Here is a 13,234-nt window from a genome sequence, read left to right on the forward strand (position 1 = left end):
CACGGCGTCGTTCTCCGTCCTCACGCGTCGTAGAACGACGCCCGGTGAGGCGTGAGCCGCCGACGAGGGTGCGTGCGTCCGCGATCCGACTCAGAACCGGAGCGAGACGGCGTCGCCGACGTCGACTCCGAACGCCTCGTCGCCGCGCCCCCGGTTGACCGCGAGTTCGACGTTGCCGTGGCTGCCGACCGTGACGAGCGCCTCGCCGGGATCGCGGTGGGCGTAGGACGGGGCGACGGGGTAGGACTCGCCGTTCACGCGCACCGCCTCCCGGCCGTCGAGCGCGTCGCCGGGGACGTTCGTGACGACGTTGCCGAAGCCGTCCACGACGAGCACCTCGCCGTCCGCGCCGTCGTCGCGCACGTCGGGGGCGGGAAATCGCAGGTCGACGACCTCGTCCGTCGGCCTCGCCCGGTCGAGTTCCTCGATCCCCTCGACGCCCGCCTCGTGGACCGCGGCGGCGGCGGGGGCGAACACGTCCCGACCGTGGAACGTCGCGCTCTCGGGGTCGTCCGCGCGCCAGGCGAACGCGTCGATCCCGGATGCGGGGGCCTCGGGTGGAGCGCTCGTATCGCCTTCGTAGCCCGCCAGTCGCCGCGCGGCGGGGAGGAGGAGGCCGTTGTCCGGGCCGACGAGGGCGTGGTCGCCCGCGCGGAGGACGAGCGCCCGCCGCTCGGTCCCGACGCCGGGGTCCACGACGGCGCAGTGGACCGCCGGGGGGAAGTACGGCAGGACCTCGCGGAGCCAGAAGGCGGCCGTTCGCACGTCCTGCCGGGGGAGGTCGTGGGCCACGTCGACGACGCGGGCGTCCGTCCGCCGGAGGACGACGCCCTTCATCGCCGCCGGGTACGGGGTTCCGAAGTCGGTCGTCAGCGTGATCATCGGATCTGTCCTCAGTCGTTCGGCCCCTCGGCGTATCCGTCGCCGTCGCCGTTGCTGTCCGTGCTGCCGACCTGTCGGAGTCTTCCGACGCCGTCCATCTCGTCGATGACGCCGACGACGGCGTCGGGGACCAGACTGCGCCAGTCGTCGCCGTTCATCATGCGCTCTCTGACCTCCGATCCCTCGAGCACCTCGCGGCGGAACATCGGCGAGGAGTGGACCTCGATGCCCGCCTCCTCGAACAGGCGGACGACGAGCGGGTTGTTGGAGTAGGCGACGTCGAACTCCGGGCACATGCTCTGGACGTGGCTCACCCACACGGCGTTGCGGTTCAGGTCCTCGATCGGGACCGCGTAGGTGATGATGTCGAGGTCGGCCGCGCTCACGGCCTTGGTGATCATGGTGATGCGCTCCCCGGCGGTGAACGGGTCGTGGAGGGTGTGGGACTGATCCGCGCTCCCAATCCCGAGGACGAGTTCCTCGACGTCCTCGGCGATCCGCTCGACCATCGCGTGGTGGCCCGCGTGGTACGGCTGGAACCGCCCGATGTAGAACCCCCGGCTCATACCTGACTCTCAACAGGGCGTTTAATAAGCCCAACGAGTCCCCCCGGTTTCGATCGGGGGTGGTCGAATTCGACCATTTCGGCGGTTCTCGACGCCGTCTGTGTTCGTCGGAGGGGAGAAAGTATATCAGTAGAGGTCCCCTCAGTATCGGTTGACAGCAACGGTTCTATGAACGATAACAACGCAGACGAGGTCTCTCCGGTGGAAGAGGGGGCCGGCGAGGTGCCGGTCGAGCCGGAGGACCAGTCCGAGTCCGACCTGGGGAGGGCGGTCGTCGACGACATGGAGATCGACGAGTCGTCGACCGACGACTTACTTGGGGGGCTCAGGATAGAGAGCACGGCAGACATCGAAGTGCCCGATCGCCTGGTCGATCAGGTCATCGGGCAGGATCACGCCCGTGACATCGTCCTGAAGGCGGCCAAACAGCGCCGTCACGTGATGATGATCGGGTCGCCGGGGACGGGCAAGTCCATGCTGGCGAAGGCGATGAGCCAGCTCCTCCCCCGCGAGGAGCTACAGGACGTCCTCGTCTATCACAACCCGGACGACGGGAACGAGCCGAAGATCCGGACCGTCCCCGCCGGCAAGGGCGAACAGATCGTCGAGGCGCACAAGGAGGAGGCCAGAAAGCGCAACCAGATGCGCAGCTTCCTCATGTGGATCATCATCGCGATCGTCATCGGCTACGCGCTCATCATCGAGGGGGCCGTCCTCCTCGGTATCCTCGCGGCGGGCGTCATCTACCTCGCGTTCCGCTACTCCTCTCGCGGTAGCGACGCGATGATCCCGAACCTGCTGGTCAACAACGCGGACCACCAGACCGCGCCCTTCGAGGACGCGACGGGCGCACACGCCGGGGCGCTGCTCGGCGACGTCCGCCACGACCCGTTCCAGTCCGGCGGCATGGAGACGCCGAGCCACGACCGCGTCGAGGCCGGTGCCATCCACAAGTCCAACAAGGGCGTGCTGTTCGTCGACGAGATCAACACGCTCGACATCCGCAGCCAGCAGAAGCTGATGACGGCCATCCAGGAGGGCGAGTTCTCCATCACCGGCCAGTCCGAGCGCTCCTCGGGCGCGATGGTCCAGACCGAACCCGTCCCGACGGACTTCGTCATGGTCGCGGCGGGGAACCTCGACGCCATGGAGAACATGCACCCGGCGCTGCGCTCGCGCATCAAGGGCTACGGCTACGAGGTGTACATGGACGACACCATCCGCGACGAACCCGAGATGCGCCGCAAGTACGCGCGCTTCGTCGCCCAGGAGGTCGAGAAGGACGGCCGCCTGCCGCACTTCACCCGCGAGGCGGTCGAGGAGGTCATCCTCGAGGCCCAGCGTCGGTCCGGCCGCAAGGGCCACCTGACGCTCGAACTGCGCAACCTCGGCGGGCTGGTCCGCGTCGCGGGCGACATCGCCCGAGCGGAGGACGCGGAGTTCACCACCCGCGAGCACGTGCTGCGCGCCAAGCGCCGCAGCCGCTCCATCGAGCAGCAGCTCGCCGACGACTACATCGAGAAGCGCAAGGACTACGAGCTGAACGTCTCGGAGGGCGAGGTCGTCGGCCGCGTCAACGGGCTCGCCGTCATGGGCGAGGACTCCGGCATCGTCATGCCCGTCATGGCCGAGGTCGCCCCCTCGCAGGGGCCGGGCGAGGTCATCGCCACGGGTAACCTGCAGGACATCGCCCAGGAGGCGGTCCAGAACGTCTCGGCGATCATCAAGAAGTTCTCCGACGAGGACATCTCCCAGCAGGACATCCACATCCAGTACGTCCAGTCCTACGAGGGCGTCGAGGGCGACTCCGCGTCGGTGACGATGGCCACCGCGGTCATCAGCGCGCTGGAGAACATCCCGATCGACCAGAGCATCGCCATGACCGGCTCCCTGTCGGTCCGCGGCGACGTGCTCCCGGTCGGCGGCGTCACGCACAAGATCGAGGCGGCCGCGAAGGCCGGCCTGGACACGGTCATCATCCCCGCCGCCAACGAGCAGGACGTGATGATCGAGGACGAGTACAAGGACCAGGTCGAGATCATCCCGGTCCGGCACATCAGCGAGGTGCTCGAGGTCGCCCTCGTGGGCGAACCCGAGAAGGACTCGCTGGTCGACCGGCTGAAGAACATCACCGGGCAGGCCCTCGACCGGCAGGTCGGCCACGGCGGCAGCCCGAGCCCGCAGTAAGCCGTGACCGACTGGGCGGCGTTCGTCGGCCTGACGGTCGTCGTCCTCCTCTCCCTTCTCGCGCTGGCGCGACTCTCCCAGGGGACCGTCCGCGACACACCGCGCCGCGCCGACCGTTCTACGGGATCCGTTCCGCTCGCCGAGTTCGACCCGCCGACCCGACCGTCGTCGCTCCCGGACGGCGGCGCGCTCGCGCCGTCGGCACCAGTCACCGACCTCGATCGGATCGGGACCGGCGCGCTCCTCGTCAACGTCGCGCTCTCGCAGGGGCTGTTCGGCCTCGCGCTCGTCGCCGGCGCGTGGTACACGCGCGTGCCGCTCGCCGCCCTCGGCGTCGACCCCTCCGCCCCTCTGAGCACGGGCTTCCCGGCGCTCGCTGTCGGCGTCGGCGTCGGGGTCGCGCTCTACCTCGCGAACGCGCTGGGCGCGGCGGGCGCGTCGGCGCTCGGCTTCGACGCCGACGAGACGCTCCGCGAACTGCTCACCCCCGACTCGCCCGGCGGGTGGGGGCTGTTGCTCGTCGGCGTCCTGCCCATCATCGCCGGGTTCGAGGAGGTGCTGTTCCGGGCGGCGCTCGTGGGCGTATTTTCGACGGGGTTCGGCGTCTCGCCGTGGCTCCTCGCGGCCCTCTCCTCGGTCGCGTTCGCGCTCGGCCACGGCGCGCAGGGGCGCGCCGGGATCCTCGTGACGGGGGTGCTCGGCTTCGTGCTCGCCGCCGTCTTCGTCCTCACGAACAGCCTGCTCGCGGTCGTCGTCGCCCACTACCTGGTGAACGCGCTCGAGTTCGTCGTGAGCGGCTACTTCGGCGTGGAGTGGACGGCGTAGCGCCTCGTACGCCGCCCACAGTGACGACTCCCTGTCGTCAGACGAGCGTCTGACGCAAAGTTTTGTACGCCGCGTGAGAATTCGCCCCATGACCAGCCTCACGGAGGTCTACGAGGGGGGCAGCGGCGGGGCCAACCTCCGACGGCTGTACCTCGGCGTCCTCCTGTTCCTCGCGGGCGTGGCGTTCGTGCTCGGGGGCATCGTGTTCGCGACGGCCGACCCGCGGGCGGGACTGTTCGGCATGACGTGGTGGCAGCAGCGGGAGGTCGCGGGCGTCCTCGCGGGCGTCGGGCTTCCGGCGGTGTTCCTCGGGATCTTCTCCGTGCTCCCGGCGAGCCGTCGGGTCAGGATCGCGGCGGTCGTCGGCGCGGCGATCGCGCTCTGCGGCGTCGGGCTCTTCTACCTCGTCTACCCGCACAACTGGGTCAACGACGCGGCGAACTACGCCCTCCCGGTCGTCGTGATCTACTTCTTCGGCGCGATCGTCACGTTCTGGTGTCTGTTCACCGGCGTCGCCAACTTCAAGACGCGCAACGACCCCGGCGGCACCGTCACGCTCGAGATCACCCAGGAGGGCGAGACGCGCGTCGTCGAGGTCGACCGCTCCCGACTGGGGGGTCTCGGCGGCGTCGGCCTGCTCGGGGCCGCCCCCGACGGCGAGGTGGCGACGCAGACGAACGATCCAGGCAGTGCGGAGCGGAGCGCGAGTACGAGGACGCGGACGAGCGCGAGCGCGAGCGCCCACCGGAGCGACGGCGGCGCGAGCGCCCGCCGCTCGTCGCCCTCCGCGAGCGTGGGGACGGGGGCGAACACGGGCGCAAGGGCCCCCTCAGCGGACGCGCGGGACGCGCGGGACGAGCGGGACGACGGGGCCGTCCTGCTCGACGGCGAGTCCGACGGATCGAGCGCCCCGGACGTCTACTGCGGCAGTTGCACGCACTTCAAGTACGTCAGGACCGGCGGCGAACTCCGCCCCTACTGCGGCTACCACGACGAGGTCATGGCCGACATGGACCCCTGCCCGCAGTGGGAACGGAACGGGTGAGCACCACCGTCCCTACCTACTCCTCCCTCACAGCCCCTCCAGCGTCGCGCGCACGTCGTCCCAGTGGCTCCCCCGCCAGAAGCACTGTCGGCACGCCGAACAGCGCCACACCGCCTCCCCGTCCGGGTCGGGGGCGTACTCGGGGGTCGACGCGTCCGCCGGAACCCGTTCGAGGGGACCGTTGCAGCGCCCGCAGACGGAGGGGCGCTCGTCGAGCGCGAGCGGGACGCCCGCCGCGACGAGTTCGCGGAGCTGTTCGCGGACGTCGCGCGATTCGACGAGGATCGCGTCGCCGGCGCGCCCCGCGAGTTGCACGTCCCGCGTGACGAGCGTCCGGTCCTCCTCGCGGGCGAGTTCGAGGAGGTCTCGATCGTCCTCGATCCCCCGATCCAGCGCGTAGGCCGCGTCGTGGCCGCACATCCGGAGGTAGCTCACCAGGCCGCCGCACATCACGTCGAGCAGGAGACGGAGGCGCATCGTCGCGACGCTCAGCGTTCGAGGAACGCCCGCACGTCGTCGGTCTCCCAGGCGTTCAGCACGTCGCCGACTTCCGCCCAGCCCCGCCGGGCGGTGTGGACGCCGTACCGGATCAGGTCGAAGTTCGACGGGCTGTGGGCGTCGGTGTCGACGACGACGGTCGCGCCCTGCTCGATGGCGAGCTTCACCGCGCCGCCGGAGAGGTCGAGGCGGCTGGGGCTGGCGTTGATCTCGAGGGCGGTGTTCGCCTCCGCGGCCGCCGTCGCGACCGTCGAGACGTCGATGTCGAGCCCCGATCGCTGGTTGAGCATCCGTCCCGTCGGGTGGCCGATGACGTCGACCTCGGGGTGCTCCGCGGCGCGGACGAGGCGTTCGGTGCCGTCGCCGTCGAGCGCGCTGTGCGGCGAGGCCACGACGCAGTCGAGCTGCTCGAGGAGGGCGTCGCCCACCGAGACGCTCCCGTCCTCGCCGACGTTCGCCTCGACGCCCGCGAACACCTCGATGTCGGCGTCGTCGCCCACCTCGCGCACCTCAGCGAGCTGCTCCTCCAGTTCGTCGTCCGACAGGCCGACGCCACCGACCATCCCCGGACCGGTCGCGTGGTCCGAGACGTTGACGTAGTCGTAGCCACGTTCCTCGGCGGCCTCGACCATCTCGCGGACCGAGTAGCGCCCGTCGGACCACGTGGTGTGCACGTGGAGGTCGCCCCGGACGTCGCTCTCCTCGATCAGGTCCGGCAGGCGGTCCTCGGCGGCGGCCTCCACCTCGCCGCGGTCCTCGCGAAGCTCCGGCGGGACGAGCGGCAGGTCGATGGCGGCGTACACGTCCGCCTCCGTCTCGCAGGCGAGACGCTCGCCCACGCGCTGTCCCGCGTCCGGGTCGTCGACGTCCGACACGTCGAAGACGCCGTACTCGTTGACCTTCAGCCCGCGCTCGATGGCCCGGTCGCGCACGCTGATGTTGTGGTCGCGGCTGCCGGTGAAGTGCTGGAGCGCGGCGCCGAACTCCTCGGGGGCGACCACGCGGAGGTCCACGCGGATGCCCGCGGAGCGCACCGACGCCTTCGTCGGTCCCGCCTCGATGACCGCGTCGGCGTCCTCCCAGCCGGTGAACGCCTCGACGACCGCCTCGGGGTCGTCGCTGGCGACGAGCAGGTCGACGTCGCCGATGGTGGGCTTCCAGCGCCGCAGCGACCCGGCGACCTCCGAGCGCCCGACGGCCGCCACGTCGGCGAAGTGGCGCTGGATCTCGTCGGCGAGCGGTCGTGCCCGGCTGAGGAGCTGGCGCTCGTTCGACTGGCGGGCGAAGTCGAGGTTGGCGAGGATGTTCTCCTCCGTCTTCGCACCGAAGCCCGGCACCTCGCGTATCTCCTCCGCCCGCGCCGCGGCTTCGAGGTCGTCGAGCGTCCGGACCCCGAGTTCGTAGTAGAGCGTTCCGACGGTCTTCGGGCCGACGCCCTCGACGCTCGTCAGCGCCGCCATGTCGACGGGGAGTTCCGCGCGGAGTTCCTCGAGTTCCTCGATCTCGCCCGTCTCGACGTACTCGACGACCTTGGAGGCGATGGCGTCGCCGACGCGATTGACCTCCTTCACCGCGTCCGTCCCGCCCCGCCGCGCGAGGTCCGCGACGGGTTCGGGGTGCGAGCGGATGTTCTCCGCCGCCTGGCGGTAGGCCCGCGGCTTGTACTCGACGTCCTGGGCTTCGAGGAGGGCGGCGAACTCCTCGAACAGGGCGGCGAGTTCCTCGTTGCGGACGCTCACGATCGCCCCCGCCGTCCGCCGTCGTCGCCGAGCACCTGCCTGAGGAAGCTCACCCAGCGCTTCTGGTCAGCGGCCTCCTGCGCGCGCGCCTCGGCCTCGACGTTCGCCGGACCGAGGTTCTGGAGGGCCTCGAGTGCACGATCGATGCCGACGATGCTCTCGACGAGCGCCCTCCCCTCCTCGTAGCTGACCTCTCCCCGCTCGATGCGCTGTTTGCGCTGGAGGCGTTCACGGCGGAGGTTCCGCTTCGCCCGGTCGACGCGCTCGCGCTCACCCGACGGCACCGTCTCCCGGCGCTTTATCTCGAAGACGAACTCCCGGAGGTTCACCTCCTCGCCCTGGACGGTGATGGTCTCCGGGATGCTCGCGCCCACCGTCGCGCCCTCGCGGTCGATGCGCTCGAGCAGCTGTTTTCGCTCGAACTCTTCCATACCTCGGGTTGGGCGCGCGGGCACAAAAGTCCGAACGAAAGGCGTAATGGCCGCGCCGTCGCACCCACCGACATGGCTGACGAGGAAGAGGAGTCCGGACCCCTGGTCGAACTCGGGGAGGGCGAATCCGTCGAGGGCGCGCCGCTCGCGCGCGTCACCTCGCGACTGCACTACGGCATCGCGAAGAGCGAGGTCGTCCGCCGCGTCGGCGACGTCGAGATCCGAACCCCCGACGGACCGCGGACGGTCGAGGACGCCCTCGGCGAGAGCGACGAGACGTACTTCCCGAAGAAGGAGGCGCTCGAAACGACGATCCGCGACGTCGTCGGACGCGGGCCCGTCCCCACCAGCGACCGGGATCGCGACGCTACGAGCGACGGGAGCCGCGACGGCGACGAGTGAGTCGGTAAGACATTTCTCGCCGGCGACCGTACCAACGGCCGATGAGTCTCGAGTTCGACCCCTCGGCGCTCGATCCGGAGGACATCGGCGAGAAGGAGGCGACGCTCCACATGGACCACGAGGCGGCCGTCGAGCACGTCCGCGAGACGTTCGTCGAGGCGGGCTTCGGCGTCCCCGTGGAGTTCTCGCCCTCCGAACTGCTGAACGAGAAGGTGGACGCCGACCGCGACCCCTACTACGTCCTCGGCGCGTGCAACCCGGCGATGGCCGACCGCGCGCTCGACATGAGCCTGCGGATGGGCGGACTGTTCCCCTGTAACGTCGTCGTCTGGGAGGAGGAGCCGGGCGTCCAGCACGTCTATCACCTCAGCATCATGCGGATCGGTCGGCTCGTCGGCGTCGCGCCCGACTCCGAGCAGTGGCGGGAGCTGATCGACGAGACGGGCGCGCTCGCGGACGAGGCGTTCTCGAACCTCGACAGCCTCGACGGCGCGAACTGACCTGCTACTCGCGTTTCTCGCGCTCTAACTCCTCCACCCGCCGTTCGAGTTCGCGGACGCGATCGGTCGAGGAGCGTCGGCGGAGGACCCCGACCACCACGGCACCGCCGACGACGAGGAAGACCAGCGGGATGGCGAACACGAGGAGGACGATGAACAGCTCCGGACCGCCCGGAACGCCGGGGAAGAGCGGGATCGACGACATGTCAGGGAGGGAGATAGTCGAGGGCATCAGCTTTCTGGTCACTTCTGCCCTACCCGCGTCTGGACGCCCGCCACTTGAGGTAGGCGAGCGCGAGTACGCCGGGGACGCCGAACGCGCCGAGCGCGAGCAGGCCGACGACCATCAGGTCGGTCGGGGAGACGGCGAGGGTCACGAGCCGTAGTCCCCGAGCGTCGCCTGCAGTCCCGACGCCATCTCGGAACTCCGGCGGAGACGGTTCAGGTCGATCGGGAGCGCCGGCGCGAGGGTTCGTATCGCGTCGTGGAACGTCTCGGCTTCCCCCGGCTCAGCGCCGCCCTCGGTGAAGGCGTTCCTGACGCTCTCGCGGATCATCCAGACGCCCGTCGGCCCCCAGTAGTCCTCGGTGACGTGCCGGAGGACGAGCACCTTGGCCTGTCGCCCCCGGTCGGCGAGGTGTTCGAGCACGCCGAGGCGGGCGGCGTAGTACGCCCCCGCGGTCTCCTCGACGTACCCCGTCCGGCCCTCGTAGCCCTCGTAATCTGCGCCCACGAGGTACCGCGCCTCGGGATCGTAGTTCCAGATGCTCCCCGGAGCCTTCATCTCGACGAGTTCGTACTCCCAGCGCCCGGGCGCGAGGAGCACCCAGAAGCGGTTGCCCATGTACCCGTTGTACCACACCTCGACGGCGTCGACGCTCGGGGCGTTGCGGATGCGCCCGCGGAGGTACTGGCCCACGGTGTCGTCGACGGCGGTGATCGACCAGCGCGTGGGGACGAGCCTGCGGCTCTCGGCGGTGCCGAGCGCGCCCGCCGACAGGATGCGGTTGATGTCGTAGACGTCGAACCCGCGGTTGTAGAGGTAGTTCATCGCCCCCTCGGCGCGCCAGTCGTCGTCCGAGAGGGTCTTCTCCACGGCGCGGGGTACGTGGGGGTTCTCGGCGAGTTCGGCGCTCTTCGCGGTCGCGCGCGGGCCGGTCGGCGTCGAGACGTTCGCCAGCCCCGCGTCGAAGTCGATCGTCGGGGGGCCGTCGAGACCGACCTCCACGTCCACCGGTCGGTCGGCGATGGCGACCTCGCGCTGCACGCCCACGAAGCCGCCCCACTCGTCGGCGACGTGGACGTTCGTCCGCTGGGTCGAGTTGAGCAGGTTCGTCCGCGCCTGGAACACGTCGTCGATCGTGAACCCCCGGCGGTACCACTCGCCGCTCGTCTCGTAGTCGGCGGCGTGCTCGGCGTCGCTCACGGGCGCGAGGACGCCGGCGGAGACGTTCGGGTACGACGAGCGCCCGACGAAGATCGAGGGGGCGGTGCTGCCGAACAGCGAGTCGCCCTGCACGGTCTCCTCGACGCGCCGCTCGACGTCCGCCAGGTAGTCGGTGATGGCGTAGGACTTCTCCTTCGCCAACTGGCGCATACGGACCGTCTCGTCGACCTCCAGCCCGTCGATGTACTCGTCGAGACGCATTCGATCGGAGTTGGTACCCGACGGGTTTGAAGGTTCAGTTCCGGCGGACGCGGGATCGACCGCGCGGCGGAATCGTGCCGTTGCAGTCGCTCGGCGGATAGCGAACAGGCGACGCGGCGGCGATGGGTTCCGACGGCGGTGCGTCGCGCTCCCGCGGAGCGCCGTCGGGCGAACGTCAGCGCACGGGGTCGCTGGTTCCGGTATCGTATAAGAACGTTCGCGCCGCTCGGGGGTATCGCGACGCGGAGAAGTGGTACTCGGGAACGCGAGCTAGCTGTGGATGCCCATCGCTTCGATCTGTTCCTGGTAGCGGTTGCGGATGGTGACCTCCGTCACCTGCGCGACGTCGGCGACCTCGCGCTGGGTCTTCTTCTCGTTGCAGAGGAGCGAGGCGGCGTAGATGGCCGCCGCGGCGTAGCCCGTCGGCGACTTGCCCGACAGCAGGCCCTCCTCCGCCGTGGTGGTGATGATCTCGTTGGCCTTCGACTGCACCTCTTCGGACAGGCCCAGTTCCGAACAGAACCGCGGGACGTACTTCTTCGGGTCGACGGGCTCCATCTCCAGGGAGAGTTCCTGGGAGATGTATCGGTAGGTCCGACCGATCTCCTTGCGTTCGACGCGCGAGACCTCGGAGATCTCCTCGAGGCTGCGCGGGATGCCCTCCTTGCGACAGGCGGCGTAGAGCGCGCTGGTGGCGACGCCCTCGATGGAGCGCCCGCGGATGAGGTCCTCCTTGAGCGCGCGGCGGTAGATGACCGACGCGACCTCCCGTACCGAGCGTGGGACGCCCAGTGCGCTCGCCATGCGGTCGATCTCGCTCAGCGCGAACTGGAGGTTGCGCTCGCCGGCGTCCTTCGTGCGGATGCGCTCCTGCCACTTCCGCAGCCGGTGCATCTGACTGCGCTTCTTCGAGGAGATCGAGCGCCCGTAGGCGTCCTTGTCCTTCCAGTCGATAGTCGTCGTCAGTCCCTTGTCGTGCATCGTCTGGGTCGTCGGCGCGCCGACCCGGGACTTCTGCTGACGCTCCTGGTGATTGAACGCACGCCACTCCGGACCGGGGTCGATCTTCTCCTCCTCGACGACGAGACCGCAATCGTCACAGACGAGTTCGCCTCGGTCCGTGCTCTTAACAAGGTGGTCGGACCCGCACTCGGGGCATTCCCTCGTATTTTCCCGTTCTGTGTGATTCTCCTGCTCGCGCTCCCGGGTACGGGTGGACCGTGTCATCGCATTTTTATAGTATTACGGCTCCGCTATTTAAGACTTTGCTTGGTGGAGATCGGCGCATCGGACGGAGAATTCGCCGACGGGAACGTGTCTGACGCCGATTTACCAGTGGTATCCGTCACGACCGGAATCGACTTGCGACTCCCGGGGCGAATGAGGACATGCCGGTCATCGAGTGCGATCCCGACGAGGCGCGAGAGCGCCTGGAGGCGGCGGGCGTCGCGGTGGACGCGGGGAACACGGGGCACGAACGCTGGCGCGCCGAGTACGAGGGGGCGACGGCGGTGGCGTACGACGACAAGGTCGTCGTGCAGGGTCGTACGCCGGGACGGCTGGTCGGCCTCCTGCGCGGCGGCGGCGGCCGCGCGCACGTCTACTTCGACGGCGCGGCCCGCGGCAATCCCGGCCCGGCCGCGGTCGGGTGGGTCATCGTCACGGGCGACGGCATCGCCGCCGAGGGCGGCGAGCGCATCGGGCGCGCGACCAACAACCAGGCGGAGTACGAGGCGCTCGTCCGCGCGCTCGAGGTCGCCGCCGACTTCGGGTTCGACTCCGTCGAGATCCGCGGCGACTCGCAACTCGTGGTCAGGCAGGTGACGGGCGCGTGGAACACGAACGACCCCGAACTGCGCGAGCGACGCGTCCGCGTCCACGAACTCCTCCGCGAGTTCGAGGACTGGTCGCTCGCGCACGTTCCGCGGGAGATAAACGACCGCGCCGACGACCTGGCGAACGAGGCACTCGATGACGGGAGTTCCTGACGACGCCGTAGAGGAGGCAACGCGACTGACCCGACTCGCCCGCGACGCCGTCGACGAGGGCGAAGCCGAGGCCGCGCGCGCGAAGCGCGACGCGCTGCTCGGCGAACACGGGTTCACCGCCAGAGTGCGGGAGGAAGACGCGACGCTCGTGCTCTATCCCGCCGAGTGGATCGAGGACGGGACGGTCAGGTTCGACCGCATCGACGACACCGAGCGCGCGGTCGAGCGACCGCTCGAAGGGGCGGGCGACGGCGAGGACTGGGAGGCGATCGAGGCGCACAACCGCGATATCGTCGCGCGGGTCGCCGACGAACACGGGGAAGTCCACGGAAAGAATGCGGCGGCGTTCGCGGACTTCATGGGGAACCACTACGCGAAGCCGATCGAGGCGGCCACCGCGAGGATGCGAGCGGAGTTCCTCACCGAGTACTTCCCGCGTAACGCGTGGCCCGACGAGCGACAGCGCGACGCCGTCGGCGAGTCTATCGAACTGACGATAAAAACGGCGCGTTCGGTCCGATAG

The 13,234-nt window shown here is 69.7% G+C and carries 16 protein-coding genes; 7 read left to right on the plus strand and 9 right to left on the minus strand.

Going from position 1 to position 13,234, the window contains the following annotated elements; translation table 11 throughout:
* Window positions 1–90 precede the first annotated feature (90 nt).
* Complete coding sequence (locus NKI68_RS11985; RefSeq protein ID WP_254543326.1) at window positions 91–882, minus strand: SAM hydrolase/SAM-dependent halogenase family protein; 792 nt, start codon at window positions 880–882, stop codon at window positions 91–93.
* Between the two features lie 11 nt (window positions 883–893).
* On the minus strand, window positions 894–1,448 hold the full coding sequence (locus NKI68_RS11990) for a nicotinamide-nucleotide adenylyltransferase (protein ID WP_254543327.1): 555 nt from the start codon (window positions 1,446–1,448) through the stop codon (window positions 894–896).
* Window positions 1,449–1,616: 168 nt separating this feature from the next.
* On the opposite strand from NKI68_RS11990, the gene lonB reads away from it, so the two are divergent.
* From lonB to NKI68_RS12005, 3 genes are all read left to right on the plus strand, one after another.
* A complete protein-coding gene (gene lonB, locus NKI68_RS11995) occupies window positions 1,617–3,635 on the plus strand; it encodes an ATP-dependent protease LonB (RefSeq protein ID WP_254543328.1) in 2,019 nt (672 codons plus the stop codon).
* Window positions 3,636–3,638: 3 nt separating this feature from the next.
* A complete protein-coding gene (locus NKI68_RS12000) occupies window positions 3,639–4,460 on the plus strand; it encodes a CPBP family intramembrane glutamic endopeptidase (protein ID WP_254543329.1) in 822 nt (273 codons plus the stop codon).
* Window positions 4,461–4,548: 88 nt separating this feature from the next.
* Window positions 4,549–5,505 (plus strand): cell division protein CdpA domain-containing protein, encoded by a 957-nt coding sequence (locus NKI68_RS12005; RefSeq protein WP_254543331.1) that lies wholly within the window; start codon window positions 4,549–4,551, stop codon window positions 5,503–5,505.
* 27 nt (window positions 5,506–5,532) lie between these two features.
* On the opposite strand, the gene NKI68_RS12010 is transcribed toward NKI68_RS12005, so the two are convergent.
* The 3 genes from NKI68_RS12010 to NKI68_RS12020 are packed head-to-tail and all read right to left on the minus strand — an operon-like array spanning window position 5,533 to window position 8,173.
* Window positions 5,533–5,982: a Mut7-C RNAse domain-containing protein gene (locus NKI68_RS12010; protein WP_254543332.1), complete on the minus strand. Its 450-nt coding sequence runs from the start codon at window positions 5,980–5,982 to the stop codon at window positions 5,533–5,535.
* 11 nt (window positions 5,983–5,993) lie between these two features.
* Window positions 5,994–7,742, minus strand: coding sequence for a DNA polymerase/3'-5' exonuclease PolX (gene polX, locus NKI68_RS12015; protein ID WP_254543333.1), 1,749 nt, complete (start codon window positions 7,740–7,742; stop codon window positions 5,994–5,996).
* Complete coding sequence (locus NKI68_RS12020) at window positions 7,739–8,173, minus strand: DUF5788 family protein (protein WP_254543334.1); 435 nt, start codon at window positions 8,171–8,173, stop codon at window positions 7,739–7,741. Before NKI68_RS12020 ends, polX begins: the two co-directional genes overlap by 4 nt.
* Window positions 8,174–8,245: 72 nt before the next feature.
* Here NKI68_RS12020 and NKI68_RS12025 point away from each other — a divergent pair, with 72 nt between their 5' ends.
* Together NKI68_RS12025 and NKI68_RS12030 are read left to right on the plus strand one after the other, a co-directional pair.
* Window positions 8,246–8,575, plus strand: coding sequence for a DUF5789 family protein (locus NKI68_RS12025; protein ID WP_254543335.1), 330 nt, complete (start codon window positions 8,246–8,248; stop codon window positions 8,573–8,575).
* Between the two features lie 41 nt (window positions 8,576–8,616).
* On the plus strand, window positions 8,617–9,075 hold the full coding sequence (locus NKI68_RS12030) for a DUF302 domain-containing protein (RefSeq protein ID WP_254543337.1): 459 nt from the start codon (window positions 8,617–8,619) through the stop codon (window positions 9,073–9,075).
* A 4-nt stretch (window positions 9,076–9,079) separates the two neighbouring features.
* Here NKI68_RS12030 and NKI68_RS12035 read toward each other — a convergent pair whose 3' ends face one another.
* From NKI68_RS12035 to NKI68_RS12045, 4 genes are all read right to left on the minus strand, one after another.
* The gene (locus NKI68_RS12035; RefSeq protein ID WP_254543338.1) at window positions 9,080–9,280 is read right to left on the minus strand and encodes a hypothetical protein; all 201 of its coding nucleotides are present in this window, start codon (window positions 9,278–9,280) and stop codon (window positions 9,080–9,082) included.
* A gap of 49 nt (window positions 9,281–9,329) precedes the next feature.
* Window positions 9,330–9,452 (minus strand): hypothetical protein, encoded by a 123-nt coding sequence (locus NKI68_RS23580; protein ID WP_256562598.1) that lies wholly within the window; start codon window positions 9,450–9,452, stop codon window positions 9,330–9,332.
* Window positions 9,449–10,723 (minus strand): DNA repair protein NreA, encoded by a 1,275-nt coding sequence (gene nreA, locus NKI68_RS12040; protein WP_254543339.1) that lies wholly within the window; start codon window positions 10,721–10,723, stop codon window positions 9,449–9,451. The genes NKI68_RS23580 and nreA overlap by 4 nt, the downstream gene beginning before the upstream one ends.
* 270 nt (window positions 10,724–10,993) lie before the next feature.
* Window positions 10,994–11,950 (minus strand): transcription initiation factor IIB, encoded by a 957-nt coding sequence (locus tag NKI68_RS12045; protein ID WP_254543340.1) that lies wholly within the window; start codon window positions 11,948–11,950, stop codon window positions 10,994–10,996.
* A gap of 161 nt (window positions 11,951–12,111) precedes the next feature.
* Between NKI68_RS12045 and rnhA the strand changes: the two genes are divergently transcribed.
* Together rnhA and NKI68_RS12055 are read left to right on the plus strand one after the other, a co-directional pair.
* A complete protein-coding gene (gene rnhA / locus NKI68_RS12050) occupies window positions 12,112–12,711 on the plus strand; it encodes a ribonuclease HI (RefSeq protein ID WP_254543342.1) in 600 nt (199 codons plus the stop codon).
* Window positions 12,695–13,234 (plus strand): DUF7108 family protein, encoded by a 540-nt coding sequence (locus NKI68_RS12055; protein WP_254543343.1) that lies wholly within the window; start codon window positions 12,695–12,697, stop codon window positions 13,232–13,234. The genes rnhA and NKI68_RS12055 overlap by 17 nt, the downstream gene beginning before the upstream one ends.

This window comes from Halomarina pelagica (assembly GCF_024228315.1).
In the GTDB taxonomy this organism is placed as follows: Archaea; Halobacteriota; Halobacteria; order Halobacteriales; family Haloarculaceae; genus Halomarina; species Halomarina pelagica.

Excerpts from the sequence above, each read along its gene's own strand:
- NKI68_RS12045 (WP_254543340.1), bottom strand. The coding sequence starts at position 11,950 with ATGACACGGTCCACCCGTACCCGGGAGCGCGAGCAGGAGAATCACACA.
- NKI68_RS12010 (WP_254543332.1), bottom strand. The coding sequence starts at position 5,982 with ATGCGCCTCCGTCTCCTGCTCGACGTGATGTGCGGCGGCCTGGTGAGC.
- NKI68_RS12025 (WP_254543335.1), top strand. The coding sequence starts at position 8,246 with ATGGCTGACGAGGAAGAGGAGTCCGGACCCCTGGTCGAACTCGGGGAG.
- NKI68_RS12030 (WP_254543337.1), top strand. The coding sequence starts at position 8,617 with ATGAGTCTCGAGTTCGACCCCTCGGCGCTCGATCCGGAGGACATCGGC.
- NKI68_RS12055 (WP_254543343.1), top strand. The coding sequence starts at position 12,695 with ATGACGGGAGTTCCTGACGACGCCGTAGAGGAGGCAACGCGACTGACC.
- NKI68_RS12035 (WP_254543338.1), bottom strand. The coding sequence starts at position 9,280 with ATGTCGTCGATCCCGCTCTTCCCCGGCGTTCCGGGCGGTCCGGAGCTG.
- NKI68_RS12020 (WP_254543334.1), bottom strand. The coding sequence starts at position 8,173 with ATGGAAGAGTTCGAGCGAAAACAGCTGCTCGAGCGCATCGACCGCGAG.
- lonB (WP_254543328.1), top strand. The coding sequence starts at position 1,617 with ATGAACGATAACAACGCAGACGAGGTCTCTCCGGTGGAAGAGGGGGCC.
- NKI68_RS11990 (WP_254543327.1), bottom strand. The coding sequence starts at position 1,448 with ATGAGCCGGGGGTTCTACATCGGGCGGTTCCAGCCGTACCACGCGGGC.
- NKI68_RS11985 (WP_254543326.1), bottom strand. The coding sequence starts at position 882 with ATGATCACGCTGACGACCGACTTCGGAACCCCGTACCCGGCGGCGATG.
- NKI68_RS12005 (WP_254543331.1), top strand. The coding sequence starts at position 4,549 with ATGACCAGCCTCACGGAGGTCTACGAGGGGGGCAGCGGCGGGGCCAAC.
- nreA (WP_254543339.1), bottom strand. The coding sequence starts at position 10,723 with ATGCGTCTCGACGAGTACATCGACGGGCTGGAGGTCGACGAGACGGTC.
- rnhA (WP_254543342.1), top strand. The coding sequence starts at position 12,112 with ATGCCGGTCATCGAGTGCGATCCCGACGAGGCGCGAGAGCGCCTGGAG.